The sequence below is a fragment of the Thermogladius sp. KZ2Tp1 genome (assembly GCF_051131135.1).
Lineage (GTDB): Archaea > Thermoproteota > Thermoprotei_A > Sulfolobales > Desulfurococcaceae > Thermogladius.
In genome coordinates, this window is the sequence record NZ_CP151274.1 from 547,026 (window position 1) to 573,049 (window position 26,024).

Sequence of the window (26,024 nt, forward strand, 5' to 3'; positions counted from 1 at the left end):
AACGTTAACGTCACTCGAGGAGTTGAACCAGCCCACCGGCTTCCTCTACTTTCTTCTTAGCGTTCTCTGTTACGTACTCTGCGATGATCTTCATTCTCCTGGTGACTTTCCCTGAGCCTGTCACTTTGTTAAACCCGAGTTTAGTAACGTCGATGACTACCAGGTCTCCTTCGACGACGGCCTTGCCCTCCCTAACTAGTTTTTCTGCTATCTCGTCTAGCAACCCCACGTTGATCTCGCGGATGTCTTCCGTCTTACTCGTCGGGTTGACAAAGCCGTGTTTCCCATACCAGTCAGGAGCGTACTTCAACATCCAGACCCATTTGTGCTTGTGCATCCCAACCGCGCCGAAGCCGCCTCGCGAACCGCTCTTCCTGTGCTGCCCTACCCTACCCCACCCCATGGAGCGCGTCCTACCCCGTAGCTTCCTGCTCTTCTTCCTCCTCCTAACCGCCATCTCCAACACCTCACAGCATTCTTTTGATCAACTCGTTGATCGCGGGCCCGCGGTAACCTATTTCGCCATGATCTCCAACGGGCTTTTTAATACTACCCTTAAACCCGCCTCTCGGTGGGTGCAGCCTGAAAACGGGTTTTATGACCTCCTGTTTGTGAAGGAGAACCTCGCCCGTGAAAATCTTCCTCGCCATCTCCTCGTAGCTGCCTGCGTTGAAGTACTTCTTCAGCAGCTCAGAGGTTAGCTTAGAGCCGCCTACGACCCTACCCCTCTTCTCCAAGACTTGCGCGAGCGTTTCCTCGTCAATCTCGCCCCAGGTTACCCAGTCCTTTACTACCCTCAACATTCCCTCGAGGCCCGGCAGGTCCTTTGGGTATATTACCATGTGGTACTTCTTCCTCAGCCTCAGCAACTTTAGCGTGTGCTCGACGTCGGGCGGGGTGTCTGGAACACCTCTAACCCTGATAATCGCGTAGAGCACCGGCATCGCCCAACCCCTAGCCTCTCAGCCAGTCGAGCGGCGTAACAAACTTGTAGGTGTTCTTGAGAGCGTTTAGAGTCGCCTTGGCGAAGTTGACCGACGTCCTCGTCTCGCCGAAGGTCTCTGTCCAGGCGTCCCTTATGCCCGCGAGTCTCAACACGACTTTGGCAACTTCTCCAGCGACTAGACCTGTACCCTTAGGGGCAGGCTTAATCACGATCCTGACGCTGCCACTCTTCCCGACGACCGTGAACGGAACGCTGTGCGGCTCTCCACACCTGCACTCCCAGCTACCGCAACCCCTCTTGACAGGGGTGATGTTCAACTTGGCGTCCCTTATCGCTTTGTTCAGCGCTTCCACGTACTGTTTGGCTTTGCCTAGTCCGACCCCGACAAAGCCGTCCTCGTTACCCACTACTACCACAACCCTGAACCTAGTCCTCCTACCGGCGTCGGTCATCTTCTGTACGAGGCCCGCGTCTATCCTCTCGTACTTGAGATTTGGTAAGAGGTAGTCGACTATCTCCGGCTCTAGTAGTGGTAGGTTCTTGTCGAATATCTCCTTAAGAGATGTGATCTTGCCTTCTAGTACCATCTTACCGACTTTCGTCCTCGGAACCCACTTCTCCAAGGCCCCTTTATCCACAGCACTCATACTCATATCAACCACCGTACTCTACAACTATCTTCTTCCTTACCTCCTCGAAGTGTTGAGGCAACTCCTCCGGGTTAAGACCCCTAGCTAAATACCTTGAGAAGTACCTCTCTAAAAGCCCTTTCTCCCTGAGGATCTTGGACCACGACGCTATATGCTCGCCCTTAATCCTCTCCTCGCTGGGGAACATCCCCTCGCCCACCGGGATCTGCAGGCCAGCGTCTATGCCCCCTTTAGCCGCCGCAAACACTATACCACCTTTCGTCGGCGAGTGAAGCCCTATATCCAGAATTGCCTCTTTAATGCCTTTCTTTAAGGCTCTAAAGCCGGCCAGCAGACCAGTCAGGTAAGCGGACGGCGTGTTCGCCGTACCACCCTTCCAGCCGTACTTCTTCACTAGCTCGTACGAGTGAGCTGCCGCTATTATGTGGTCGCCCTCGGGTCTGGCCACTGCCACCTGCACCCATATGTAGTTTAGGGTCTTTCTCACGATGAACCTCGGCCTACCCGATAAGACCATCTTGTACCTCTTGTAGTAGTTCGTTTTACCCTCTCTCCTCCTTCTCCTCGGAACTTTATACCTAGGCCCCCTTGCCATGTTGAACACCCTACTGCCTCAAGTACCCGTGCTCAATCAGATACGTTCTGAGGGAGTTGAAGGACTTGAAGAAACCACCCTTAGCAAGCCTGTAGAGCCTCCTGTACGTCTTCCTGTCTATGATCTTGTTGTCTCTGAGAAACCGTAGATACTTTCTGATCTTCCTAATCTTGCTCATCCAGACCTCCTTCTCGTCGGTCCTCGCAGTTCTGACCCCTTTCCTCTTACCGTGCCCCCTTCTCCTGCCCTTCCTCCTCTGTTCACGCCTAACTTTACTGCTGTAACCCGTGTTCCCGTGAGCGGGCTCTGCGTATACGGCCCCGTCTTTGATGAGCCTCTTGATCTCCTCTCTAGTGATGGCGTCGGCTACATCCTCTACTCTAGCGGGGTCGACCCTGACTCTCGAGACCCCTACACCCAGTATTTCCGAGGCAAGCCTTTTCTGGAGGCTTAAGTCCACCATTACCGCACCCCCTCAGCTAGCGCGGGCGGGTTTGCTACCTTAAAGCCTTTTGCCACCGCCGCTCTGTATATCTCAATCTTCTTCTTCAATCCCGTAGCCGCGCTAATATATATGATGTTCTTCGAAGGATCTAGTTTATCGATCTCGTCTACATTCGAAACAGTCACTGGTACTAACCCCGATGGATGGTACCCCCTTACCTCAGCTGGACCACCGTAACCCACCGACACCAGCGGCGGGTACCCCTTCAACTTCCTCCTGACCTTGTTATCGATACCCTTAGGTCTCCGCCACTTGAGGTCGTTCTCGAACTTCGGTTTCTTCCACCACAGATACCTGAGGAACTCTGGCTTCTTCTCCTTGATCTTCCCTCTCAACTCGAGTAAGCGCTCTATTCTACTTTTCAATCCCCACACCCCGCTCGTATATGTAGATCCCGTCAGCAAATATCCTCCGGTCTAAGTCCCTGACCCTAGTAGCCCTTTCTATATTAGCTGCTGTCTGTCCAACCTCCTCTATGTCTATACCTGTAACTATTACGTCTTCGCCCGACACCTTTACTTTCACCTTCTCGCCGTAGATTTTAGCAGTTCTGTCGGCCTTCTCGCCGAGGAAGTTCTTTATCCTGACAACGCGGTTTTTCTCGTCTACCTGTACAGTGATCGGGAAGTGCGAGTAGATTATCTTCAGCTTATACGTGAAGCCCTTTGTGACACCTGTGATCATGTTGCTGATATGCGCCGCGATTGTACCGACGAGCGCCTTTTTCTTCCTGTCCAAGTAAAAGCCTTCTACGACTACTTTGTTGTCCTCAACTCTGATGACAATACCCCTCGCGTGGCTAAAATCTCTCTCCAGCTCGCCGAGAGGACCCCTTACCTTGACCCTCATCCCGTCTACCTGGACGCTTACCCCTTCCGGCACTTCAACGGTCGAGCTGTAGTGTATCATTTTTACCATTGCCACCACCTAGTAGACGTACGCTAGTAGTACGCCGCCAACGTGTTTCTCTACCGCCTCCCTGTGGCTCATGACCCCCTTCGACGTGCTCACTATCAAGATACCTATGTTGTACGCCGGGAGGTACCTCTTCAACCAGTCTGGGAATTCTGATAGCTCCCTGTAGGTCACACTGTACCTCGGCTTTATGACACCGATCTTGTTAATCCTGCCAAGTAGCTGTACCTTTATTTTACCCCATCTCCCGTCGTCGATGTACTCGAACTCGCCAATATACCCTTCCCTCTGGAGGACTTTCAAGACGTTGAGTATGAGCTTAGAGGCTGGCATGATGAGCACTTCGCTCTTCGACCTCATCGACGCGTTCTGTATCGCCGCGAGGGCGTTAGCGAGCGTGTCCATCATCACCATAAGCAACACCTCTCCATTATATCGGGTTAAAAGACTTATTTAACCATACTTTTTGAACCCTATCGAGTAGGCTAGTTCTCTGAAGCACTGCCTGCACAAGTAGAGGCCGTAGGCCTGTATCACAGCGTCTCTCGCCCCGCACCTCTGGCACCTTCTACTCCCCTTACCGTAGCTCCTCTCCTTAGGCGGCCTGTACTTCCCCACCGCCACCACCTACTCTGGGACTATTTCGACTCCGAGCTCGCGCTTAAGCAAGACTATTGCCTCCTCTTTCGAGACCCTGTGCCTCCTGGGTACTCTCCGTTTTCTAGATCTTTTCCTCCTCATGACCCTGTAACCCGGTCTCTCAATAGTGATACAGACGTCCATTCCGAAGATGCCCACCTCCGGGTCGTACTTCACGCCGGGTATGTGGATGTGCTCTTTGACCCCGAAGCAAACGTTACCGTAGTCGTCGAAGCTGGACTCCTTCAACCTGTACCCTACAGCCTCGAATGCCTTTCTAAGAAAGTCCAAGGCCTCCTCTCCCCGTAACGTGACGATCGCCGCTATGTTCTCTCCCTTCCTGATACCGAAGTCCCTGATGGTCCTCTTTGCCCTCCGGGGCACGGGCTTGGCTCCCGTCAGCTCCTCGAGAACCTTTATGGCCTTACCTAGTCTCTCGGTCTCCGAGCCTACCGAGATGTTGACGGTTACTTTGACTATCCTTGGCTTGAGCATGGGATTACTGTTCCACTTTGACAAGATCTTGTCTTCGTCTATGGCGAGCTCGGTGCTCATTTCCACACCGCCTCGGGAAGCGTTATTAGTGGCTTGTCTCTACCTATTACGAAGACGTAGTTCAGGCTAGTCTGGAACAAGTTCCCGATTCTGTCTTCAATGACGGCTACACTCCTCTTCACACCCATACCTCTATGTACCTTTTTCAGTAGGCCGACCCGCCCTACGTTCCTTCCACCCGATATTATTACCAGGTTATTCTCAGCGAGTGGAATGTAGTCCACGATCTTGTTGTCTGCTAGAGACAGCTGGACTGTTCCGAGCGTCTCGTAGACGTCCTCTACCGGGTTTCTCGGGTCGTTCACCCTGATCAACACGTTTCTACCGTCGTGTAGGTTCAACTGTATGTGGCCGCCTTTCACGGTGGTCTTGTTCCGTATCCGGCACAACTTGAACGTTGCTTCTTCCTTGGGGATCTTCACGAAGCCTATCACTTTCGTGGGGACTGGTACCACCCTGTAGTACTCGTCGGTCGTTTTAATGCGGAGGACGTCCATGAATCCTACCGGGAACTTGTAGTCCCGGACAACGCGCCCGTCGATCTCGAAGTGCCCCTCGGAGATAAGTCTCCGAGCCTCTCTCGCCGTCTCGGCGTAGCCTAAGACGTTCCTGACGACTATTAGTAGGGGTAGCGAGTACTCGATGGGGTGTGGACCTGGGGAGGGCTTTACCGTCCACTTGTGCTCTTTCCTCAGGATAGACCAGTAGTAGGGTGCCGCGAGGGCTTTTAAGTGCCTAGAGACTGTCACTTGCTCTCACCCCCCTTCCGTCGCTCTATGATCCTCATCCTATACTTGTCGCTCAGGTCTAGTTTAGTGATGATGACCTTGCTGGGGTGTATAGGGTAGTACACCAGCGTACCGTCTGCCTTCTTAACTTGAACACCCTCGACAAAGATGCGCCCCCTATTTAGGTCGACTTCGACCACTTTACCCTCGTGACCTCTCCAGTCACCCCTTAGGATCTTAACGGTGTCCCCCTTACGTACGGGCAGCCTTTTAACCCCGTACTTCTCCGCCAACTCGTCGCTAAGTTTAGCTGTCATGAACTTGTGCCTCAAGTGGAGGGGCGCGTTGTAGAGGGCTTTTCGCTGTTTAGAGGGCTTCTTAGACCTGGTTAAGGCCATTCATACCACCTAGACTATCATCGTCGCAAGGTTCGCTATCTGAGGCCACCTCTCCGCTGCCTCCCTAGCAACTGGGCCTCTAATTTCGCTACCTTTCGGGGTCCCCTCGGGTGTTAACAGGACCACGGCGTTGTCCTCGAAAGCCACCCACACGCCGCTCGGTCTTCGGTAGGGTCTTTTCTGCCTGACTACAATGGCCTTGAAGACCTGCTTCCTGACGCTCGGACTCCCCTTCTTCACGGTCACTACTACTAGGTCTCCTACTCCAGCTGGCGGCACTCTTCTCAGCCTACCCTTATACCCTGGCACTCCTATGATCATCGCCTCTTTCCCACCACTGTTATCGGTCACAACGACTCTCGACCCGACCTGGAGACCAGTGTTCACCTTCCGCCTGGAGAAGGCGGGCTTCCCCGCTACTGCTCTCTTCGCGCCCATTTCAACCACCTCTCTTCACGACGCCTAGGACTACGAAAGACACGCTCTTGGCTAAAGGCCTTGTCTCGCCGATGACTACAACATCCCCTTCTCTGACTTTGATACAGGGTGGTAGGTGCGCGTGGATGTGTTTATGCCTCCTCTCGTACCTCTTGTATTTTGGGTCGTAGTACAAGTAGTCGTGCCTTACAACAACAGTCTTCTGCATCTTCGCGCTCTTAACAACGCCAGTCAAAATAACGCCGCGGACCTTCAGGTGACCGTGCCACGGACACTTAGGGTCATTACAAGTCTCGCTGGGTGGCTCCACGCCCCTTATACCCACGTCCCGGGCCTGCACAGCGCTCACTTTAACCGCCTCTTCAACCTCTTAAGCCTTTCAGCTGGTCTACCTAAAATTAAATCCCCCTTTATAACCACTACCTCGCCGTGCGGGAGCTTAAATTCAAATACACCGCTCGGTTTAAAAACCCTGATCCTTCTGCCCTCTGCGGTCTCTATGAGGAGAGTTTTCAGGGTCTCGTCTATCACTACTCCTTCGAGCCCGTTGAGGTTTGTGTCTGTATAGGATAGGATCCTCACTCTTAGGCCTATTATCTCGTGGAAAAGAATGTTCTTACTGCTTATTCTCAACCGCTTGACTACCTTCACTAGTCCCCTCTCTAGTGACCGCCTCTACAGAGCTCTTTCTCAAGGCTTCCTCTCTCATGACCGTGAGGATTCTGGCAATGTCCCTCTTGATGTTCCTAATTCTACTAGTATTGGTGAGAGTCCCAACCCGCGACTGCATTTTCAGCTTGACCAGCTCCATCCTGAGCTCTACGAGTTTCCTGACTCTCTCCTCGGGCGGCATTTTCCTTATCTCACTGGCCTTCACTACTACCACCCCCTACTGGTGCCCCCTCTTTGGCCTGGGGCTGCACTAGTTCCTGCAACTCCTCGGGTTTCAGCTGTTTCAGCTCGACCTGGTCCGGTAACGGCATAGACGGTTTGACGATGATAACCTCAACACCGAATATACCAGGCTTTAGTAGAGTCTTGGCGACAGCCCTGTCCACTATGTAGTCGACTAGGTCTCCCGCCTTGTAAATTTTCCCGGTTCTCATCTTCTCGTACGTCGCTCTCTCGCCTCTGAGCTTACCACTGATCACGATCTCGGCCCCGAGTGCTCCCGCGTCCATAATCCTCTTTAGCATGGCCATCATAACTCTTCTGTACGGTATCTCTTTCTCGAGGGCTCTGACTATGCGGAACGCTACGACCCTGGCATTCAGGTCTGCGTCCGTCACTGGGGAAACCGTGATGTTTACGTTTTCCAGCCCGAACCTCGTCTGGAAGATCGCTGTGAGCTTCCTGATCACCGAGCCTCCCCTACCGATCAGCCTCCCCGGGTACTCAGCGTATATCACAACCCTGTGCCCTGTAGGGGTCTTGAAGAGCTCTACACCTGCGTAGCCCGCGTCAACGAAGTAGCTCGCTAGAAACTGGTCGATCATCGTCTTCTTAAGCCCAAGGTTTATGAAATACTGTTTTACCCTCGAGCCCACCATGTCAGCTCGCCTCTCTAACTACGACCTCCACATTCGTTGTTCTACGGAACTTGGGAGTCGCCCTACCAAAAGCCCTAGGCATGTACCTCTTCAGCGTGACCCCTTTGTGTGCTGCTATGTGTATTATGACCAGCTTGTCCTTGTCCAACCCCTTGTTTTCGGCGTTTGCCTCCACGTTCTCGAGGAGTTCGAGAAGGAACTTTGCCGCCTTGACCGGGTACCTGCCGGCTGGCCAACCGTACTTGTCGGCTAGCCCTCTCCTATGGCTGACTTTGCCGTGGTACCTCCTGAACGGGATCGGCTCTTTTAGTTTAACGACGTTTTCCAGGAGTTTCTTGGCGTCTTCTAGTTTCATCCCCCTGATGACTGAGACGACTTCTCTCATGTACTTTATAGAGACCGGTATGTCGTACCTTACAGCCTTTGCAATTTTCGACTCGTCTCTCAACTGTAGTGAGTAGTGCCAAGTCGGCATTCGACCACCCTACGTCTTCAGGGCTACGAACATACTGCTCCGGGTCGCCTTGAGACCCGGCTCTCCGTGGACGACCTTCTTGGTCGTCGGGCTGAACTCGCCAAGGTAGTGCCCTATCATCTCGGGGGTTACCTTCACCGGGGCGAACTCTTTCCCGTTGTAAACGGCAATCGTCAACCCCACCATCTCGGGTAGCACGATCATGTCCCTCACATGGGTTTTTATGACGGCTTTCTTCGCGAGGTCGGGGTTCTGTCTGATCTTCCTTATCTTCGCGAGCAATCTGATCTGGGCCTTCGTGAACCCCCTCTTCAGGCTCCTCCTAGCCCTGGCTGGCAACAGCTCGATCAGCTCGTCCATCGGCATAGACAGCAGCTCCTCGAGGGTCTTCCCCCTGTACCTGAACTTCTTCCACTCGGGCGGCATCTCTTTCAAGTCCAAAGCCACGCTAACACACCTGTAAGCACTCGATCCTGATATGCCTGCGTCTAGATTTTAATGTTTAACCTCTTTTTAAGGTAAATGGGTATCTTGCTGGGATTTTTAACGATTACCGTCTCGCAACCTATACTCTCGAACCTCCTCAAGACATCCCTATTGTGTCTCGGCGGCGCGACCACGACCACTCTAATGCCTCTATCGATCAGGCTCTGCACTTCTAGCCAGGGGTCTACGTCTCTCACGGTCTGCTGAAGATCGGACACGAGAACGACCAGCCTTCCAGGTCGACTACTCACCGTTACTCTAATAGCCTGGCTGATATTCGTATACCCCTTGAACCTCTGCGTGTAGACTCTTTCAAGGAACCTGTAGATGAGGGGCCTTGTCTTCTTCACAGGAGGTCTCACGACCTCGGTTCTGTCCCAGAACAAGACTACCTTGTCTACAAGCTCTATCACGCTAGCCAGCGCTACCAGCGTCCACATACTGTACCTGAGCATACTCCCACTGACGTCTACGACGGCCGTTATGCTCCTTTTTCTCGGCAAGTCCTCGAACACCATCCTGTAGTTGAACCTAGTGTAGTTGAACAACGTTGACCTTACATCGAGTCTCCCCCTGGCGGACCTGACTTTTCTGCCCCCGACCGGTACACCGCGTCGCGCCCTCTCGAAGACCCGGTAGCTCAGCTTTATCGCCCTTTCTAGTACAACGTAGTCGAGGCCTCTCGTCGAGAAAACATCCGACAATTTCATCGAGACCAGCTCCAAGGTGTCGTCCGGATAGACCTTCGAGACCAGGTGAAGCAGAAGCCTCTGGTCGTCGCTCAGTATCTTCTCTAGGATCGCTCTGTGTTGTGGCTCAAGGGCAGCGGGCTCCACCCTTCCTGCGTAGTACAAGGCGGCTTGTCTCTCGGCCTGGTCACCGGTCACTACGTAGTTTAAGTAGTGTCTAAGAGCCTTGCCGAGCAGGGCCTTGTTCCTTGCGGTGTCATCCAGTTTCTCTACGCTCGTCAACCCCGCTAGAGATAGTGGTGATAGCGGAGACATCCTGCTCCTGAGCCTGCTATCCCTGTAGAGGCTAGAGACGACGGCCCACCTCTCAGCGAGGGGCTGCTTCTCTATGTCTCTCAAGTCGGTTGTAGACACAAGCTCGTCTACTAGCGACCTAACCTTGTTAGACGTCTGCTTACCGAGCCTTTTCGACAGACCCAGTACGACGCCTAATTTATCGCCCCCGCCGCTGGTCCCGCCCGCTTTTGTTAGCACGAAGTCTAGGATTCTCTTGTCCACCGTCTTACTGTGACCGTAATAACTTCTTACAAGCTCTTCGACCTGGTCGTAGTCCAACGACGTGAGCAGCTCGCTCGTTATTACACCGGCCCAGTACCTGCTCGGAACCTCTTTCAGGTACTTAAGTACGTCCCTAGCCGATATCGGTCTCTCCTCCACAACGGCTCTATGAGCCTTGCTCTTGTCTATGACGAGCTTACCGCTCTTGTCTCTGTAAAGAGCTTTGTTCGCCCTGAGCCACACGTAGTTAAGAACCTCCTCAGCGGTGCCCTCCCTGATGACGTCGCTTAGCCTCAGTCTCTTACCCTTGTTGGACAGGACTTTGTGAACACTTTCTTTACCCGGTTTATAGAGCCAGCCCCCGTAGCCTGTTGGCTCTCGCTTCGCAAGGTTGGACTTGTAGAACTCCTCGATTACCTCGCTCTTTACCGTGCCCGCCTCGTAGTTTAGGAGCTCGAGCGTCAACCTTATCCTTGCTAAGTCCTCGAGCCGCCCTGTAGGGATTCTCCCCGCACTCTTAGCCCTCTCGTATACTTCGTCGAGCACCTTGTCTACTAGGCTCCTGAACTCGTCACTCACGTGTTGGTAGTAGCTCATTCAACAACGCCTCGTCCTCGACGTTCTTGAGCAGTACTGCCCTGCCTGCCTCAGCCAACTCGTTTCTACCGGCCTTTTCCAGCCCCCGCGCCTCTGCGAGTAGAGAAGCCAGCGTAAGCCACATGACGCTATCTGAAATACCCGGCTTGTACACGGCTTTCTGGCGAAGGGTCCTGACGATTTGAAGAGCCTCCTCGATCAGCTTGGGCTCTAGCCTATTAACCAGGTCTCCTAGCCTCAACTTTATCACCTCGAACTCCTCCTCGAGGGTCGGGTACCTGAACTCCACCCTGACGACCCGCCTCAGGAAGGCGTCGCTCAGCTCGCCCTGTGCTATGTCGTAGGGGTTGCTCGTGAGAATGATCTGAAAGCCGTCATCCCTCTGGTAGTAAACCCGCTTCAGCTCCGGGATTACGATCCTCCTCTTATCTATTATATCCAGCAAGAGGTTCTGGAACTCTTCGCTACTCCTCCTTATGTCGTCTATTAAGACCCCCGTGCCGAGTATCATGGCTGCTAGTAAAGGTCTCGGTATAAAGCTCTCCTCGTTGAAGCCCTTACTCATCGCCATTGCGGGGTGAAAGTCCCCTATGACACGGTACTCGTCGTAGTTTTCGCTGCAGGGCAGGATGAACGCCGACTTGCCGCTCCAGAGGCTTAAAATCGCTTCGCCTATTTCTGTTTTCCCAGTACCCGGCGGCCCCTCGAACAGGACGGGTCTGTTGTTTAAGAACGCCGCCACTGTTATATACACTATATAAGGTTTAACAATGAGCTTGAAGTGCTCCCTAAGATACCTGATAATATCGGGCGGGTTTCTTATCACTGGGTACTTCCGGATAGTCTGGGAGTAGATCTCGCGGACTTTACTTACTATCGGGTCGGTGACTTTATCGCCGCCAACTGCCATCTCGACCGAGACCTATGAGCAGGTGTGAGCTCTTTTTCCAGAACAGCATTGTGTAAAAAGGTTATTTACCCTTTCTTCTCCCAGTCCTTCTCGCCGCTATATGACCGACCTTCCTACCGGGCGGGGTGTTCCTGGCAACCGTTGTAGGCCTACCTACGTGCCTGCCGCCTCCATGGGGGTGGGAAACGGGGTTCATCGCGAGACCGCGCACCCTGGGCCACTTGTGAGCCTTTGCCTTCCACTTGTAGTAGGAAGCACCAGCCTTCAAGAGCGGCTTCTCGACCCTACCTCCTCCAGCTACCACGCCTATAGTGGCCCTAGCCTCGTTAGGCACCTCGACTACGCGCCCGCTGGGCAGCTGGATCTGCGTCCTGTTCCCCGACCTCCCAACCACCACAGCATACGTCCCGCCAGCCCTAGCATACCTCCCTCCGTCACCGGGGTTTTTCTCCACGTTGGCGACCTGAGTACCCTCGGGTATCCTCCCTACCGGTAGGATGTTACCGTTCTCGATCTTGGCCTCGGGGCCTACCTCGATCGCCTGCCCTACGTACATCCCCTCTACTGCTGGCATATAGAATTCTTCGCCTGTCTCTAGTACTACCCTAGCGAGCGGCACCCACCTGCCGGGGTCGTGAACCAGGTCCACGACTTTCCCTCTAACGGTCTTGTCTACGGGTAGTTGGGGATACTTGGCAGGGGCGACGCGTAAGTGTCCCGGACTCCTGAATGTAGGCGAGCCCCTACCCATTCTCTGGGGGAGTATCCTCTTACCCATACAAACCACCTCACAGTAAGCCTAGTTGAGTGGCCACATCGCTGGCCTTGTACTCGCTAGCCAATTTGACGTAAGCCTTCTTTTCACCTCTAGGCGTGATCACCGTATTAACCTTGACTACCTTGACGTTGAAGAGCCTCTCAACGGCCTCTTTTATGAGAGTCTTATTAGCGGTTCTCTCGACTATGAATACTAGTGTATTGTTCTTGTCTATGAGCGTCAAGGCCTTCTCGCTGTGGACGGGCCTGATGATGACTTTAGCCAACCTGTCCTGCTCGCTCACAGGGGTATCACCTCGAACCGCCTTCCTATCTCCTCGAGAGCGCTCTTCGTGAAGACGGTGAGTCTTCCCGGCACGCCACCAGGGGCGAGGTGGAGGACGCTTAGGTCTTTGGGCGTGGTGACGTCGACTCCAGGCAAGTTCCTTACAGCCTTAGCAAGCAGCTTCTCGGTACTAGACACGACGAATAGGATGCTCTTGGGCTCCACATACCTTCTACCCCTCATCTTCCCTTTACCAGCCCTTATCCCGGTCCCGCCCCGGCTCCTCTCCACATCGCTCCATAGACCGAGCTTGACCAGCAGCTCTCTGGCTTTTTGAGTCGAGTCAACGGAGTCTTCGACACTATCGGCTAGAACAACTGGTAGCTGGTTCGCACTGAATACGTGCCCTCTTCTCCTGACAAGCTCGATATTGCTTGTCGCCGCCAAAGCGCTTGCGAGAGCGAGAGCCTTCTCCTTCTTGTTGATCTCCTCTCTCAGAACCCTATCAGGGGTCGGCGGGAAGGCTGCGCGCCCACCTCTAGCGCTAACAACAAACCTCGCTCTCCCGTTGGGGTTTCTAGGCACTCTCGCTAAACCGTACCCTACACCCCAGCTGTAGGCAGTGGTTCTCTTGCCTGCTAGAGGGTCTCTACCCTTGGGTTGCAGCCTCGCTGTGAAGGCTGCCAGGAAAGCCCTCCTGACCAGGTCTGCTCTAATAGGGACGTTGAATACTGGAGGCAGCTCTATTTCGCCTACTTTGTTGGCGTTCTCGTCTAGCACGCCCACCTTTTTTCTCTCCGGCGAGGAGACCCTGACTAGTAGCTGCCAGGTCACAGCTACACACCCTGCTTGCTTTCAAGGCTCATGTATGTTATTTGCGGGGGTGTTAAAGGTATCCAGCCAGCAGGCGGCCTAACTGGGTGTCTGAGCAGCAAGACCCTCTTAACAGTCCCTATGACGCTGCCATCGATCAATATGTATGGGCCGTAGATCAGGCCGTAGTGTAGGAACCCGCCCTTTGGCACTATCTCGAGACCGCTCGAGCCGATCTTTAGAATACGCTTATTCAACTCCGTCCTCCTGTGGAACCCCATTTGGCCTGCTTGAGGCGGCTCGCTCATCGTGCCGAAGCCCGGACTCCTGGCACCAATCTTTCTACTACCCTTTCTGTGCTTGTGCCACCGGGGCAGCTCCTTCACACCAAACCTCTTTACAACGCCCTGGAAGCCCTTCCCCTTGGTTACACCTATAACGTCGACGAGCTGGCCCTCAATGAAGACGTCTGTGACGCTCACGTACCCTCCAGTCACCTTCTCGGCGTACGAGGTTATCTCGTCGATCTTCCCACCCCCTACTCTGATCTCGAAGATCTCGGGCTTCTTCTTGCCGATCCCCGAGAGAACCGGTATGGTCGAAACGACCAGGCTAACGGCCTTCACGTCACCCGTCAAGATTTGTTTCAACCTGCTCTCGTAGTCCGTCTCGATAAACTTAAACCCGTATTCACCACTCGGGTCCGGTTTAACGAGGCCGTGGTTGACCTTCCTCAAGCCGGAGAGGTACTTTCTCACAACGTCCTTGGCTGCCGCGTCCTTGAAGAACGGGTTGTCCTTGTAAAACTTCTCGAAGACCTCGACAACGGCGTTAACAGGGCTTCTCCACGCCTCTCCAAGGGTCTTCAAAGAGCCGTTCTCGGAGGCGTATGTCCTCAGACCTAAAACCACTATAGGCGGGGCGTCCAGTGCCGTGACAGGTGTAAAGACGGGTTTGCCTGTTAAAGGCGTGTGGGGCCTGTCCTCTACTACCATAGCATGCGTCATACCGGCCTTGTATACAGGGAACGCTAGTAGCGTGGGCCTTTTAACGACGTTGAGTTTCTCGACTTCGCTCCCGTACCTCTCCTCGAGTAGCTCGATCCATGTCTTGGCTGGCCAGGTCCTCACGCGTACTGTCAGCTCGCTAGCCCTCTTCCTCGGCCTTACGCCGATGCTCCCGTGTCTCGGCGCTTCTAGTTTTCTATGACCCATTAAGCATACCCCAGGCTACTCAATGTAAACACTTAGACAAGGTTTTAAAGATGACCTCCAAGCGAGCTGAGTCGGGACAGCCCTCTACGCGTCACGTGGTCGAGACCAGAAGCATATTGACTATTCCAAGGGTTATGACTAGAGCCTCCTCTGTTCTCACGGTAACAACTTTCTGGCCAGGTATCGTGTTCCACACGTCGTCAACGAACATCCTCAGGTTGAAGCCTTCGGCCACAGACATTTCGAAGAGGTCGTGGCTCGGAGACCCGAATAGGACTACGACTTTTTTACCCGACAATCTCTTCGCATCGGCCACTAGGGATGGTACCCGTCCTCTCCTGTCGGTAGCGAGTAGAAAGCTCTTTCCAGCGTACTCCTCTAGCACTTCCCTCAGGGAGTTTTTGAAAGCGGCCTCCGGACCCGTGTAGAGTTTCGTCTCCGCCAACTCCACTATTTTTTTAATCGGGTCTACTACTCTCACCTGCCGAACTCCCTCTCTACACTCTCCTTCGACATAAAAGTCCTCTCCGACCCCTATGTCGGCAAAACAGCCGTCCGCTAAACGCTTTACTAGTGCGGGTCTCACCTGCCCTGTATACGGTCTCTTGGAGACGTGAAAGGACTCCAACCTAAGAGGCGGCAGTATCCCCACGCCTCTCAGGTCTCTGTCGAGCGGGACTAGTTTCCTCCTCAGATAAGGGGGCGTCTTGTAGTAGTTCCAGGCCTTCTCTATGAAGGCCCTCGCAGCCCCGTGATCCCTTTCACTGGTCGAGAAGTCTCTGAAGAAAACCGCCTTCTCCACGCCGAATATCGAGGAGTACCTCAGTATCTGATAGGCTTTGAGAAGCCTAGGCAGCCCAGGGGGCTCTACTGTTAAAACGCTTGAAGGAAGAGCGACGTGAACAGCATTCCCCAAACCTACTTACCCTTCTCTTTACCCTTCTCAGGTTTCTCCTCGGGCTTGGGCTTCTTCTCGCTCGACGACTTCTTCTCCTTAGTCATAAATATGGTAGTCCTCTGCTTACCTCCCACCTATATCACCCAAGCTAGAGAGACAAGTAGAGTCTCCTATTAAACTCTTTTACCATCAGATACGACCGCACACATCACTACTCAGGATGCTCGCCGCTCATCACCACTGTTTTTCTTCACCGGGTTTCTGACCTTAAATACTACTGGATGAGGGTCTAGGGTATTTAGAAGCACTGCTTCGCCGACGCCGAGCCGGCCGAGCTTCTTAAACAGGGCGTCGTACTCTAGCCCGAGGAGTTCCGCGACTGTACGAGCGTACTTCTCGTTGGGCGACCCAAAGACTACTAATAAGTGAGCGTTCTCGAAGACCTCCCTGGGGATATCCCCGGGGTTCTGAGTGGATAGAACTACGCCTACCCTTCTACTCCTCCCCTCCTTGAACAGTTCTACTACGAGCCTAGACCTGCTCACCCTCCACGCTTCGTCGACGACGAGCAGTCTCGGCTCGCTTGTGCTTCTCTTAAAGATCGCGTCCTTGGCTAGGTACAAGAGTGAAAGACCGTAAGCTGTTTGGTACGCGTAGCCGTACCCACCCAGATTTACAAGGACGTTGTCGCCCAGGATCAACTCGCGTAGGTTACTGGTGGACGCATCGCCCCTAAGTAACTCCATTAGCGGCAGAACGTCCGCCCTGACGCCGCCCTCTAAATGGTCGTCTGTCAAGAGAGAGTAGACGTACTCCACCGACTCGACGAGGCTGTCCCTCGGTACTTGTAGCGACGAGGACAAGATATCGGTTATAAGGCTCTTGACCTCTAGACCCCCACTAACCAGGCTCCTAATAGAGAGAGGGTACTCCCTGGGCTCGACTACCTTAGCGATTCCCCCCTCTAGGTACGAGGCCAGGTCTCCCTTGAAGTCCACTCCAAGGAAGATGCCGGTCCCCAGGGAGGCGAATACCTGGAGCAGGTTGGCCAAGAGTGTCGTCTTGCCTCGTCCCGTAGGACCGATGACTAGCATGTGTTTAGTAAGCAACTCGGTAGGCACGAGCACCGGGGTGTTCTCCTCGATTTCTACTCCGAGAACCACGGCGTTGTCGTAGTCTAGCTTGGGTCTCTTGACGGCCGGTATGGGGAGTACGGGGGCGGCGGCGCTCATCGGCCCAACAAACGTTCGTATACCCAGCTCGCTCGACAACCCGGCCTCGTACGCTAGTATTTTCTCGACCTCTCTCTTAGCCTCCCTGACTTTCAGACCCAGGCTCGAGCGGAGGATGTTCGATACCATGGAGGAGTGGTAGGACAGTATTTGCCTAGCCTCCTCGACCGACTTCGCCTCCACGCGTATCTTCACCACGAAAGACAGCCTTAAGAGAGGTCTACCCTCCACGATCAGCCTGTAGAGTTCGCTGAGAGTCTCCAACCTAGTCTCGAGCCTCGCCTTTATGTGCGGCTCGCTCGTCAACTCCAACGACGCTCTCAAGTTGGCCATCTCGTTCTCGATTTTTCTGGCGTACGAGGACAGGTCGAGCTGCGTCTTAACCAGCTTTACCTCGCTGCCGTGGGGTAGCTTGTCGATGACTGAGGCCAGCCTCTCGACATTGTCGTAAAGCCTTGATGGGCTCAAGCCCCTCACGTCGAAGTCCATTTCGTCCGCTACTATATACCTGAACCCGACGACCTTGTCTCTGCTGACTAAGTACACGTCTGGCGGGTCAACACGTACCTCCTGGTTATTAGACTGCCTGTTGAACAGGCCTCTAATTCCTCTCAGTCTTACCAAGGATAGACACCAGCAAGGTGACGAGTATCGCCACGCCTAGAGAGACCAGTAGACTGGAGGGGGCAGGCTCCTCTAACAGGCTCATGAGAAGGACTAGGAGGGTCATTATCACTAGGGCGCCTTCTAGCCTCCTCAAGGCCCTAGCACCAGTAGCCTGGATATCCTAGCCTCGACCCCGCCGAGTATCCTGGCCAAACCAAGGGTGGCTGTCACGAGCACAAATATGTACACAACGGGTAGGACTAAGAGAGTGAAGAACTTTATAGAGACAAGGCCGATGGCCAGGGAGAGGGTTGAACCGCTCTCGGCGACCTTCTCGAAGTAGTACACCTCGCTTACGTTAGGCCTAGACGCCGCTGCGTTGATCACTTGTATGGTGAGATTGTGTAGTCCTGGGTGGAGACTTAACACTAGTGCCTTGAAACCGACGTTGAACCAGTCGAATGAAACAGTGTAACCCTGAGCAGTGGTGTTGTCGAGCCACACAATTAATGTACTAGACGACTCGTAAACGAGGTAGATCTTAGTACTGTACAAGACGTTGAATAGCGTGGTGAAGGTGTTGTTCGACCTATCAACAGACTCCACGACTGCCTCGTCTGTATTGTAGTAGACGAGAGTGTTCACGTCTATTTTTATAATGTTTGGAACCCGGTAGGTCAGATTCACTACGCCCCCGCTACTAGTGACGTTAGCCTCTTCGGAGTACTTCGAGCCCGGCATCAAGAAGTCGAGCCTCTGGTATCCCGGGGGGATCCACCTCTCCATGGAGGTAGCGTTGACGAGGCCGCTCGAATCGCTCAAGTACATGTAGAGCTGGTTGCCGTTAGCGTCGCTCGCGTTTACGACGTAGTAAGCGATAGGCTGGTTTAGGTAGTCGAGCAGTCTTATGTACGCTGGCTGAGCCTGGACAAAGCTGTCTGGCGGGTTGAAGGTCGAGAACATCGCAACGAAGTTTGGGAGGAGCGGGGCGCCGACCGTGAATACTATCGGGAGGGATATGAGTACGGCTCCTGCCGGCCTCGTCAGCCTAAAAGGTATAGAGTATAGTAGAATGCCGGCGGCGATCATCGTCTTAGCCGTGAGATATATCGCCTTTACAGCCAGGTAGAAGACGGTGATCGTGACGAGGACGTCTACGAGTAGGCTAACCATGGGGGATATTAGGCCCGAGGCTAAGAACCCTAGTCCCACCTTACTGTACAGGAAGCCTATGGTCTTCAGCAGCACGAAGAGGGACATCAACGAGGCCGACTCCGCGATATACCACTCGTTTAACAACCTCCAGTCTGCTCCGATGACCGAGCTGAAGTAGGAGATACTGAAGACAAGCGCCTTGTAGCTAAAGACCATGAAAGCCGAGAACACCCCGTCAACCATGAGCCTTTGCCCGACCTTCTTGACGGAGGCCAGCGGTAGTGGCAGGCCCTTCAACGCGGCGCCTATGAAGTACGTCAATACCGAGAGGTAGTATGCTAGGTACAGTAGGTCCATTTAAACACCTACGGGCTGGGCGGTGGGGGTAGGGGCTGGTACACCGAGGATGCTATGTACGACACGAGCGCGAACACGCTACTACCCACAGCTAGCCAAAAAGCAGCCCAAACGCCGTCCTCCAGTATCCTCTCACCTATCTTCTTGACTCTCGTGAGCGGTATGGGGAGACCTTTAAGAGCCCAACCTACGACCCAAGACAAGAAGAAGAGAGCCCAGGCTACTACAACAACCTGAGCTGTTATGTCTCTAACGAACTCTACTAACCCCATGACCAAACCCGTCCAAGGCGTCGCCCTAACAACGATGAGACTGAGGCGAAAGTGTTGTCCAGGGATGCTATATTAGAGGGGGTAAGACTGAACACTATCTATGAATCTCTAATCACCGGCCACGAGACTGAGCTGTATGCCGAGAACCTGGCCGAAGGTAGCGAAGGTGTACTGGGACCCCTACGACGACATACCCATAATACAGCCCAGACAGGACGAGATCGACCTGTACTACGTTCTAAGGCTCACCGAGCCAGGCGATGCGAGGCCGGCAAGGCCGGGGGACTACCAGAGACTTAGAGAGAGCATCGTAAGGGGGTTCGGTAGCGATAAACTGTTCAGGGAACTCTTTGAGAATAGAGTGGTGTTATTCAACAAGGTGCCTCACTGGGACCTCATGTGGGAGGTGGCGTCCTCGGGTAACGTATGGGGCCAGCTCTACTTCGACCCCTTTGCCGACACTTGGAAGTTCAGGCTGAGCTACCACGGGGCTTACGAGGCGCTGGACAAGGGGCTAGTAGACCACGTCAAGGTCGACTCCAAGTACTTCTATACTGGTATGGCAATAAACCCGCCCTCTTCAAGCCAGCAAAGCCTCGTCGTACTTGACTACAAGGGTAGGATCAGGGCTGTAGCCGAGAACGTCGGGGGTAAGCTCGTCGTAACTAAGACATTCCACGACTACAGGCCGCCTGTGGAGACGAGTAGAAGACCGAGCACTCTCCAAGACGTGGTAAAGAAGAATATGGAGGGTCTTCTGACGCTGGAAGGAAGGGCTATCAGGCACCTCCTAAAAGTCCGCGAGAAATACAACTACAAGCCCGTAGTCTCTTATTCCGGCGGTAAAGACAGCCTCGTCAGCCTCCATCTCGCTGTCAAGGCCTTTGGAGGTGTTGACATGCTGTTCAACGATACGGGCATCGAGCTACCGGAGACTCTCAAGAACGTCGAGGAGGTTTCTAAAGCTTACAGCCTCGACTTGGTCACAGCGTCCGCTGGCAACTTCTTCTGGACAGCCGTTGAAACCTTTGGGCCGCCCGGGAAAGACTACCGGTGGTGCTGCAAGATAATCAAACTGGTGCCTATAGCAAAGACTAGTAGAGCGAAGTGGCCTAGTGGAGCGCTCAATATAGTGGGGCAGAGGGCGTACGAGTCCCTGGACAGGGCGAAGAGTCCCGTAGTGTGGAGGAACAGGTGGATACCCCACGTGGTCTCTACCACGCCCATACAGGACTGGAGCCAGCTCTCGGTCTGGCTATACATCTACGCCAACAAGCTCCCATACAACAGGCTGTACGATACAGGGTTCGACAGGCTAGGCTGCTACCTCTGCCCCTCTAGTTACCTGGCCGAGTTCAAGGACGTGTCAACTCACTACCCCTGCTTGTGGGAGAGGTGGCTCAGCGTCCTAGAGCACTGGAGAGAGAGGCTGAACCAGCCTCCGGAGTGGGTCAAGTACGGTTTGTGGAGGTGGCTTACGCCGGCAGCAGCTAAGAAGAGGGTTGCCAGGAGAATACCCGGCTACGCCCTAGACTGGAGAAAAGAGTACACTCTGAGGCTTCTCAGTAGCGAGGCTCGGCTCGCACCACTACACGTGAAGAGGGGTGGCAATTCGCTCGAAGTAACGTTTAACGACAACGTGGTGGAAGACGAGGCGCAGCAAACATTCGCCGAGAACATTAGAATGCTCTCGTTCAAGGTCTGGAGGGAGGGCGACTCTATACTCGTGGAGACCAAGAATACGCGCATTAAGATCGCCCGCAACACTCTTAAGGTAGAGCCCTTCGACAAAGACGAGAACGTGGAAGACCTAGCAGACGTCTTGAAGGTGACTTACCGAACAAGGTCTTGTGCCAAGTGTGCTAGCTGCGTACTATGGTGCCCGCTTAACAGGGTTAAAATGACCCCCAAAGGCCCGTTACCGCGCGTGCCGTGTCCCTCCTGTAAGCTATGTATTGACACGTGCCCGCTGGCTGACCAGCTAGTCGAGAAAGTGGTCATCCCGCTTATACTGGGTAATCCGAAGGCGTTTAAGCGCAGCTCGAGAAGGCATGGGGCAGAAGTAATCCAGGTGTTCACAAGAATGTACAGGCTATGGGGTAACAGGGTCAGTCCCGCTTTATGAACTCTTTCACCATGAGGAACTTCTTCTCGCTCTCGTAGATCTCCTGGACTAGGTCTCTGCCTCTCATAACGTTGTTTAGTATTCTGGCAGCCTCTACCGACCCCACCCCCCTCGCGGACAGCGCCAGCAGCGCGTCCCTCTTGAACCTATAGAGCAGGACGGCCCTTTTGCTCAGCTCGTCGAGAGTCTTGTTTTCTTCGTCTGTCAGTTTCAGCTTATTCTTGAGTTTCTTAACAATCTCGAGCTCGTTAGATATGTCGTGCCCCTTGACGAGTGTGAGAGTGGCTCTCCCACACTTTGGGCACCCGAACTCGCTCCACTTCAAGAAGTCCGCCACGCTACCGGACTCGTGGTACCCGCAACTGAGGCAGAGTAGTGTTACCTTACGCGAGAGGAGTTTCGCAAGGTACGCCTCCTGGTCGAAGACCAGCCCTCTGACCAGTGGAACCTCTATGTACTCCAGTACCTCCTTGTGGAAGTCGTTGAGGGTTTCCGAGACTCTATCCACTACCTTGACAACACCCGTCGCGACGAGCCTCGCGAGCTCCCTAGCCGAGGTAATGTCGTAGTCTCTGGTCAGCACCTCCTTGAACGCCTCTCTGCCTATTACCGTGTCTACGAAGGCCTGTAACATGGTGTTGCTAACTCTCTCAGCTTCAGGGGATATGGCGCCAAACCTTTGAGCTACCTGGTATATCCGCCAGAGGAGGGTCTTACTCTCCCGTGCAGCGCTTAGCAAAAAGCTCTCTTCAACAAATTTGTCAAGCGAGTTGAAGAACTTGACCACGTTTTCACGTAGTAACTCGGGGTCTACGTTGGAAGCCCGCAACACGATAGCGTAAGGTGTAGAGTACGTCTTGATGCTCCCCAACGGGTAGATCCTCTTGACGTAGTAGTGGAGCAGGTCTTTAAGCATCGAGTTCACTTTTGAGCCTCCGAAGACGTTTATGACGATGGCCCTCAGGGGCCTGACGTAGTCTACAACGATAGTCTTGTCGTCCCCAAAGAGGTCTAGCCCCCTTGTCGCGGCATCGATCTTCAGCTCGTACTCTCTTCTCACGGCCTCTACTCGGCCCTCTTTAAGCCTCCTCACCACGCTGCCTACTTCCCGGGCCACCTTGTACTCTACGGGTATGTTCTCCCCTTCCCAAGACGGTATGACGGCCTCTTCGGACGGGGCTTCTGCTCTTTCAACGTACAGCCGCCCCTCGCTCTCGGCATATGAAACTACTCTCCAAACACTCCCCGCTAGAACGAGGTAGTCCCCTTGTTGAACGTTTAAAATCACGTAGTCTTCGTCTAGACTCCCGACCCTGTTACTGCTGGCTACGTCTACAACTGTTATCTCTCTAGTCGAGGGTATCATAGAGGTCTTGTAGACGTGTAGCCTCGTCTTCCGAGTAGGCTTCAGGACTCCTGACTCCAGTTTCACTATCCTACTGTAATCAAGGTAAGACACGACGTCCATGAAGTCCTGGAAGGAGAGGTTTTTGTATAGTGCCATTTGAGCAATACTAGCGTACAGCCTGTTGACATCTACACCGTGGGGGTTGATTAACGTGTACACGGCGATGGAGTAGGACAGCACGTCTAGAGGAGAGTCGTGTATAGTCTCCTTCTCCAGCTCCCCCGCTATAGCCCTCCTAGCTATCACGGCCGACTCTAGGTAATGAAGCAGGTTGCTGGTCGACACGATGCTCCCTTTAGCAACGCCCCCCAGCCTGTGCCCGCTCCTCCCGATTCTCTGCACAAGCCTCGTTACTTGCCTTGGGGACAAGTACTGTATAACGTAGTCGACGCTACCTATGTCGATACCCAGTTCGAGGCTGGAGGTCGCAACTACAGCCTTTATCTCCCCGCTTCTAAACCTCCTCTCTACTTCCTCGCGGTGTTCCTTCGACAAGCTCCCGTGGTGCACGCTTATCTGGAGGTCGAGCCCGAGCCTTTCGCTGAGTTTTTTCAGCAGACTACTCATGTACTCTGCCATCGTCCTCGTATTCGTGAAGACCAGGGCGCTCCTGCTCTCGTTTATCTTCCTGATAATGTAGTACGCTCTCCCGGCAACACGCTCGTCCACTGTACCGCTGACAGCTTCTCTACACTTGTCGTCGCAAGACGGGACCTCGACGCTGATCTCTAGTTCTTTACCACCTGCGTCCTTGACGACCTCCGTGGGGAGCCTGTTAATGGACGAGATCAGTTCGCTGACGGCGTTTTCATTGCTCACTGTAGCCGACAACCCTATCACGACAGGCCTTATCCGCAGGTGGTTCACCACCAGGTATAGGGTCGTCAGTAGCAAGAGCCCTCTCTTGCTCTCGACGAGCTCGTGCAGCTCGTCTAGTATCACGAACCCTAGGTTAGAAAGCCGCTTCAATAATTCTTCGTTCAATAGGACATAAGTGAACGTCTCCGGGGTCGTGACGAGAACCTGTGGAGGGCTCTTTTGTATAGCCTTCCTCGCGCTGTACGGCGTATCGCCGTGTCTGAGAGCTACGGTGACATTAAAACACCTGGCCAGCCTACTAATCCTGTTCACTATATCCCTGTTCAGAGCTCGGAGGGGGGTAATGTAAACGCAGGAAATGGGCTTCGCGTTCAACCTCGACAAGATGTAGAAGACCGGTATGACCGCGGCCTCCGTCTTTCCCGAGCCCGTGGGCGCGACCACGATTACGTTGCTCCGCTCTCTAACTACCTTTTTAAAAGACTCTTTTTGTAAATTTGTAAACTCCCTATAGCCTAGCCGTCTTAAACATTCAGGCAAACTCATGCCTTTTCCCGGAATAAGCGCACAAAGGCACCAGTTATCTGGAAACCCTTTAAACCCTTTTAACTTAAGACTATCAGATAGGGCCCGTGGTCTAGCCTGGTTAGGATGCGGGGTTCGGGTCCCCGTGACCCGGGGTTCAAATCCCCGCGGGCCCACTTACATGGTGCTATGTCTTGTCTACGGCTGGCTATTGCTCCGCAAGAGATTCTATCAAGAAAGTCCTCGAGGCCTCTAAAACGGTCGGGGTGGTCGATGAGCAGGTTCTAAGGAGGTTTGTCAAAGTCAACGTTCAAGGCGCAGACTTAAACACGTGGGTTTACATGGGCCCCAGCGGTGACTACGTCATAGTCCCAGGGGTCTTCTGTAGCTGTAGTGATTTCACCATCAGGGTGGTTGGGAGGAGAGAGAAGTGCTACTGCAAGCACCTCGTTGAACAAGCGCTGTCTGAGAAAAGGGGGCTCTACAGGGTAGTGGACCTCGGCTCTTTCGACGAGTACATTAAGGTATTAAACGAGGTTTTTACACAGAATTTAACATCTACCTTGAGAAAGAAACTGTACACGAGGTAGAGAAAATGGGTAAAAGGAGGAAGAAGTATAAGAGGGTCGTTAAGAGAGCCCCTAAAATACCAACAGTATTCCAGTGCCCAAGGTGCGGGGCCAAGACCCTTAGCGTGAAGTTCGAGAAACTCGAAACGCCTGGATTCAAGAGAGCTATAATATCCTGCGGCTCCTGCGGGTTGTACGCAGAGTACCCGCAGCCGGTCCCGGAGATACTCCAAGCCGTCGACGTCTACGCCAAGTTCCTGGACTTATATTTAGAAGGCAGCATCAAAGTTGAGACGAGGAAGCCTAGCGAAGGGGGCGGGCTTGGAGAGGGTCAGCAACTATCTGAAGGAGAAGCTTGAGAAAGGAGAGAAGCTTCACTTCACCTTGATTGACCCCGCTAAGAACGTAGACCACAGCGAGCTCGAGAAGGTCGCGCTCAGGCTACACGAGGCTGGTACAGACGCCTTTCTGGTCGGTGGTAGTCTTGGTGTTGCGCCAGAGGAGGCAGGAGAAGTATCGAGCACCTTGAAAAAGGCGACCGGTCTACCCGTGATAATCTTCCCAGGGAACATCAACTGCCTCACGCCTAAGGCCGATGCCGTGTTGTTCATGGTCTTAATGAACAGCCTAGAGCCGTACTACTTAGTGCAAGCGCAGGTCCAGGCAGCTCCTTTAGTAAGAAAGTACGGCCTAGAGGCCCTCCCGACAGGCTACCTCGTCCTATACGGCGAGACCGCTGTCGCTCACGTAGGTAGAATACAACCCATACCGCCGGAGAAGCCTGAGATCGGGCTGGCCTACGCCCTCGCAGCCGAGATGATGGGATTTAGGTACATATATCTCGAGGCTGGTAGTGGGGCTAGCAGACACGTCCCGGAGACCTTCCCAAGCCTGATAAAGAGGAGCACTAGTCTAACAGTGATCGTGGGGGGAGGTGTGCGCTCGCCCGAGGTGGCCAGGAGCCTTGCTAAAGCAGGGGCCGACATAATAGTGACCGGTACCGTCGTAGAAGAAGACTACGAGAAAGCGGTCTCTATCATTAGAGGGATCAAGAGCCGCTAGCTTCGACGTACTTCTCCTTGAACGCTTCTTCCAGGTCTATGTTTAGCAGGTTCGCTACGCTGAGGAGCCAAGCAAACACGTCAGCTATCTCCTCGCGCAGGTTCTCTTGGTTCATCTCGAGAAGCGCCCTCGCGAGCTCCCCAACCTCTTCAACGAGCCACGTGAAGGTTGCGTAGAGTCCTCTGGCGTGGTCTCTCTCGTAGTAGACTCTCCTTATCAGCTCTTGTGCTTCTCTCAGCTCCAATACCAGCGCACCCAGCTTCAGGCTTATAAAGACACGCGTAAATAAAGAC

36 protein-coding genes and 1 tRNA gene are annotated in these 26,024 nt (G+C 53.7%); 5 read left to right on the top strand and 32 right to left on the bottom strand.

Going from position 1 to position 26,024, the window contains the following annotated elements; translation table 11 throughout:
- Positions 1–10: 10 nt before the first annotated feature.
- From WLZ34_RS03110 to cedA1, 30 genes are all read right to left on the bottom strand, one after another.
- Positions 11–457, bottom strand: a complete 447-nt coding sequence (locus WLZ34_RS03110) for an uL15 family ribosomal protein (RefSeq protein ID WP_428726804.1) — start codon at positions 455–457, stop codon at positions 11–13.
- Positions 458–467: 10 nt separating this feature from the next.
- Positions 468–944 (bottom strand): 50S ribosomal protein L30, encoded by a 477-nt coding sequence (locus tag WLZ34_RS03115; protein WP_434731822.1) that lies wholly within the window; start codon positions 942–944, stop codon positions 468–470.
- Between the two features lie 10 nt (positions 945–954).
- Complete coding sequence (locus WLZ34_RS03120) at positions 955–1,599, bottom strand: 30S ribosomal protein S5 (RefSeq protein ID WP_428726802.1); 645 nt, start codon at positions 1,597–1,599, stop codon at positions 955–957.
- 1 nt (position 1,600) lies between these two features.
- On the bottom strand, positions 1,601–2,191 hold the full coding sequence (locus WLZ34_RS03125; protein ID WP_428726801.1) for a 50S ribosomal protein L18: 591 nt from the start codon (positions 2,189–2,191) through the stop codon (positions 1,601–1,603).
- Positions 2,192–2,201: 10 nt separating this feature from the next.
- Positions 2,202–2,654, bottom strand: a complete 453-nt coding sequence (locus WLZ34_RS03130; RefSeq protein WP_434731823.1) for a 50S ribosomal protein L19e — start codon at positions 2,652–2,654, stop codon at positions 2,202–2,204.
- Complete coding sequence (locus WLZ34_RS03135) at positions 2,654–3,070, bottom strand: 50S ribosomal protein L32e (protein WP_428726799.1); 417 nt, start codon at positions 3,068–3,070, stop codon at positions 2,654–2,656. Before WLZ34_RS03135 ends, WLZ34_RS03130 begins: the two co-directional genes overlap by 1 nt.
- On the bottom strand, positions 3,051–3,614 hold the full coding sequence (locus WLZ34_RS03140) for a 50S ribosomal protein L6 (RefSeq protein WP_434731824.1): 564 nt from the start codon (positions 3,612–3,614) through the stop codon (positions 3,051–3,053). The genes WLZ34_RS03135 and WLZ34_RS03140 overlap by 20 nt, the downstream gene beginning before the upstream one ends.
- Positions 3,615–3,623: 9 nt before the next feature.
- Positions 3,624–4,025, bottom strand: coding sequence for a 30S ribosomal protein S8 (locus tag WLZ34_RS03145; RefSeq protein WP_434731825.1), 402 nt, complete (start codon positions 4,023–4,025; stop codon positions 3,624–3,626).
- Between the two features lie 39 nt (positions 4,026–4,064).
- Entirely contained in the window at positions 4,065–4,229 is a 165-nt protein-coding gene (locus WLZ34_RS03150) for a 30S ribosomal protein S14 (RefSeq protein ID WP_048162899.1), read from the bottom strand.
- 9 nt (positions 4,230–4,238) lie between these two features.
- On the bottom strand, positions 4,239–4,805 hold the full coding sequence (locus WLZ34_RS03155; protein ID WP_434731826.1) for a 50S ribosomal protein L5: 567 nt from the start codon (positions 4,803–4,805) through the stop codon (positions 4,239–4,241).
- The gene (locus tag WLZ34_RS03160) at positions 4,802–5,554 is read right to left on the bottom strand and encodes a 30S ribosomal protein S4e (RefSeq protein ID WP_434731827.1); all 753 of its coding nucleotides are present in this window, start codon (positions 5,552–5,554) and stop codon (positions 4,802–4,804) included. The genes WLZ34_RS03155 and WLZ34_RS03160 overlap by 4 nt, the downstream gene beginning before the upstream one ends.
- On the bottom strand, positions 5,551–5,931 hold the full coding sequence (gene rplX, locus WLZ34_RS03165; RefSeq protein ID WP_434731828.1) for a 50S ribosomal protein L24: 381 nt from the start codon (positions 5,929–5,931) through the stop codon (positions 5,551–5,553). Before rplX ends, WLZ34_RS03160 begins: the two co-directional genes overlap by 4 nt.
- Positions 5,932–5,940: 9 nt before the next feature.
- Positions 5,941–6,369: a 50S ribosomal protein L14 gene (locus tag WLZ34_RS03170; RefSeq protein ID WP_428726793.1), complete on the bottom strand. Its 429-nt coding sequence runs from the start codon at positions 6,367–6,369 to the stop codon at positions 5,941–5,943.
- A 1-nt stretch (position 6,370) separates the two neighbouring features.
- On the bottom strand, positions 6,371–6,718 hold the full coding sequence (locus WLZ34_RS03175; RefSeq protein WP_434731829.1) for a 30S ribosomal protein S17: 348 nt from the start codon (positions 6,716–6,718) through the stop codon (positions 6,371–6,373).
- A complete protein-coding gene (locus WLZ34_RS03180) occupies positions 6,715–7,020 on the bottom strand; it encodes a ribonuclease P protein component 1 (RefSeq protein ID WP_434731830.1) in 306 nt (101 codons plus the stop codon). Before WLZ34_RS03180 ends, WLZ34_RS03175 begins: the two co-directional genes overlap by 4 nt.
- The gene (gene rpmC, locus WLZ34_RS03185; protein ID WP_434731831.1) at positions 6,986–7,246 is read right to left on the bottom strand and encodes a 50S ribosomal protein L29; all 261 of its coding nucleotides are present in this window, start codon (positions 7,244–7,246) and stop codon (positions 6,986–6,988) included. Before rpmC ends, WLZ34_RS03180 begins: the two co-directional genes overlap by 35 nt.
- Positions 7,233–7,919, bottom strand: coding sequence for a 30S ribosomal protein S3 (locus WLZ34_RS03190; RefSeq protein WP_434731832.1), 687 nt, complete (start codon positions 7,917–7,919; stop codon positions 7,233–7,235). The genes rpmC and WLZ34_RS03190 overlap by 14 nt, the downstream gene beginning before the upstream one ends.
- A gap of 1 nt (position 7,920) precedes the next feature.
- Positions 7,921–8,394 (bottom strand): 50S ribosomal protein L22, encoded by a 474-nt coding sequence (locus tag WLZ34_RS03195; RefSeq protein ID WP_434731833.1) that lies wholly within the window; start codon positions 8,392–8,394, stop codon positions 7,921–7,923.
- 9 nt (positions 8,395–8,403) lie between these two features.
- Positions 8,404–8,820, bottom strand: a complete 417-nt coding sequence (locus WLZ34_RS03200) for a 30S ribosomal protein S19 (protein WP_428726813.1) — start codon at positions 8,818–8,820, stop codon at positions 8,404–8,406.
- A gap of 62 nt (positions 8,821–8,882) precedes the next feature.
- Entirely contained in the window at positions 8,883–10,724 is a 1,842-nt protein-coding gene (locus WLZ34_RS03205) for a vWA domain-containing protein (protein ID WP_434731834.1), read from the bottom strand.
- Positions 10,699–11,634 (bottom strand): AAA family ATPase, encoded by a 936-nt coding sequence (locus WLZ34_RS03210; RefSeq protein ID WP_434731835.1) that lies wholly within the window; start codon positions 11,632–11,634, stop codon positions 10,699–10,701. Before WLZ34_RS03210 ends, WLZ34_RS03205 begins: the two co-directional genes overlap by 26 nt.
- Positions 11,635–11,695: 61 nt before the next feature.
- Positions 11,696–12,412, bottom strand: coding sequence for a 50S ribosomal protein L2 (locus WLZ34_RS03215; protein WP_434731836.1), 717 nt, complete (start codon positions 12,410–12,412; stop codon positions 11,696–11,698).
- A 10-nt stretch (positions 12,413–12,422) separates the two neighbouring features.
- Positions 12,423–12,695: a 50S ribosomal protein L23 gene (locus WLZ34_RS03220; protein WP_428726784.1), complete on the bottom strand. Its 273-nt coding sequence runs from the start codon at positions 12,693–12,695 to the stop codon at positions 12,423–12,425.
- A complete protein-coding gene (rpl4p, locus tag WLZ34_RS03225) occupies positions 12,692–13,510 on the bottom strand; it encodes a 50S ribosomal protein L4 (RefSeq protein ID WP_434731837.1) in 819 nt (272 codons plus the stop codon). The genes WLZ34_RS03220 and rpl4p overlap by 4 nt, the downstream gene beginning before the upstream one ends.
- A gap of 2 nt (positions 13,511–13,512) precedes the next feature.
- Positions 13,513–14,703, bottom strand: a complete 1,191-nt coding sequence (locus WLZ34_RS03230) for a 50S ribosomal protein L3 (protein ID WP_434731838.1) — start codon at positions 14,701–14,703, stop codon at positions 13,513–13,515.
- A 91-nt stretch (positions 14,704–14,794) separates the two neighbouring features.
- Positions 14,795–15,619 carry a putative RNA uridine N3 methyltransferase gene (locus WLZ34_RS03235; RefSeq protein WP_434731839.1) on the bottom strand — a complete coding sequence of 275 codons (825 nt, stop codon included), beginning with the start codon at positions 15,617–15,619 and terminating at the stop codon, positions 14,795–14,797.
- A 197-nt stretch (positions 15,620–15,816) separates the two neighbouring features.
- Complete coding sequence (locus WLZ34_RS03240) at positions 15,817–17,457, bottom strand: ATP-binding protein (RefSeq protein ID WP_434731840.1); 1,641 nt, start codon at positions 17,455–17,457, stop codon at positions 15,817–15,819.
- Positions 17,435–17,593, bottom strand: coding sequence for a hypothetical protein (locus WLZ34_RS03245; protein ID WP_434731841.1), 159 nt, complete (start codon positions 17,591–17,593; stop codon positions 17,435–17,437). The genes WLZ34_RS03240 and WLZ34_RS03245 overlap by 23 nt, the downstream gene beginning before the upstream one ends.
- Positions 17,590–18,951 (bottom strand): hypothetical protein, encoded by a 1,362-nt coding sequence (locus WLZ34_RS03250; RefSeq protein ID WP_434731842.1) that lies wholly within the window; start codon positions 18,949–18,951, stop codon positions 17,590–17,592. Before WLZ34_RS03250 ends, WLZ34_RS03245 begins: the two co-directional genes overlap by 4 nt.
- Before the next feature lie 8 nt (positions 18,952–18,959).
- Entirely contained in the window at positions 18,960–19,223 is a 264-nt protein-coding gene (gene cedA1, locus WLZ34_RS03255; protein ID WP_434731843.1) for a DNA import protein CedA1, read from the bottom strand.
- A gap of 136 nt (positions 19,224–19,359) precedes the next feature.
- Between cedA1 and WLZ34_RS03260 the strand changes: the two genes are divergently transcribed.
- Positions 19,360–21,348 (top strand): phosphoadenosine phosphosulfate reductase family protein, encoded by a 1,989-nt coding sequence (locus tag WLZ34_RS03260; protein WP_434731844.1) that lies wholly within the window; start codon positions 19,360–19,362, stop codon positions 21,346–21,348.
- Here WLZ34_RS03260 and WLZ34_RS03265 read toward each other — a convergent pair.
- The gene (locus WLZ34_RS03265; protein ID WP_434731845.1) at positions 21,332–24,121 is read right to left on the bottom strand and encodes a DEAD/DEAH box helicase; all 2,790 of its coding nucleotides are present in this window, start codon (positions 24,119–24,121) and stop codon (positions 21,332–21,334) included. The two genes, WLZ34_RS03260 and WLZ34_RS03265, sit on opposite strands and share 17 nt — an antisense overlap.
- A gap of 80 nt (positions 24,122–24,201) precedes the next feature.
- Between WLZ34_RS03265 and WLZ34_RS03270 the strand changes: the two genes are divergently transcribed.
- From WLZ34_RS03270 to WLZ34_RS03285, 4 genes are all read left to right on the top strand, one after another.
- Positions 24,202–24,276: transfer RNA gene (locus WLZ34_RS03270), tRNA-Pro, on the top strand.
- An 18-nt stretch (positions 24,277–24,294) separates the two neighbouring features.
- Positions 24,295–24,690 carry a metal-binding protein gene (locus WLZ34_RS03275; protein ID WP_434731846.1) on the top strand — a complete coding sequence of 132 codons (396 nt, stop codon included), beginning with the start codon at positions 24,295–24,297 and terminating at the stop codon, positions 24,688–24,690.
- Positions 24,691–24,695: 5 nt separating this feature from the next.
- Complete coding sequence (locus WLZ34_RS03280) at positions 24,696–25,028, top strand: hypothetical protein (protein WP_428726773.1); 333 nt, start codon at positions 24,696–24,698, stop codon at positions 25,026–25,028.
- Positions 24,991–25,731 (top strand): geranylgeranylglyceryl/heptaprenylglyceryl phosphate synthase, encoded by a 741-nt coding sequence (locus WLZ34_RS03285; RefSeq protein ID WP_434731847.1) that lies wholly within the window; start codon positions 24,991–24,993, stop codon positions 25,729–25,731. The genes WLZ34_RS03280 and WLZ34_RS03285 overlap by 38 nt, the downstream gene beginning before the upstream one ends.
- Here WLZ34_RS03285 and WLZ34_RS03290 read toward each other — a convergent pair.
- Positions 25,718–25,975, bottom strand: coding sequence for a MazG nucleotide pyrophosphohydrolase domain-containing protein (locus WLZ34_RS03290; protein WP_434731848.1), 258 nt, complete (start codon positions 25,973–25,975; stop codon positions 25,718–25,720). The genes WLZ34_RS03285 and WLZ34_RS03290 overlap by 14 nt on opposite strands.
- Positions 25,976–26,024: the final 49 nt, after the last annotated feature.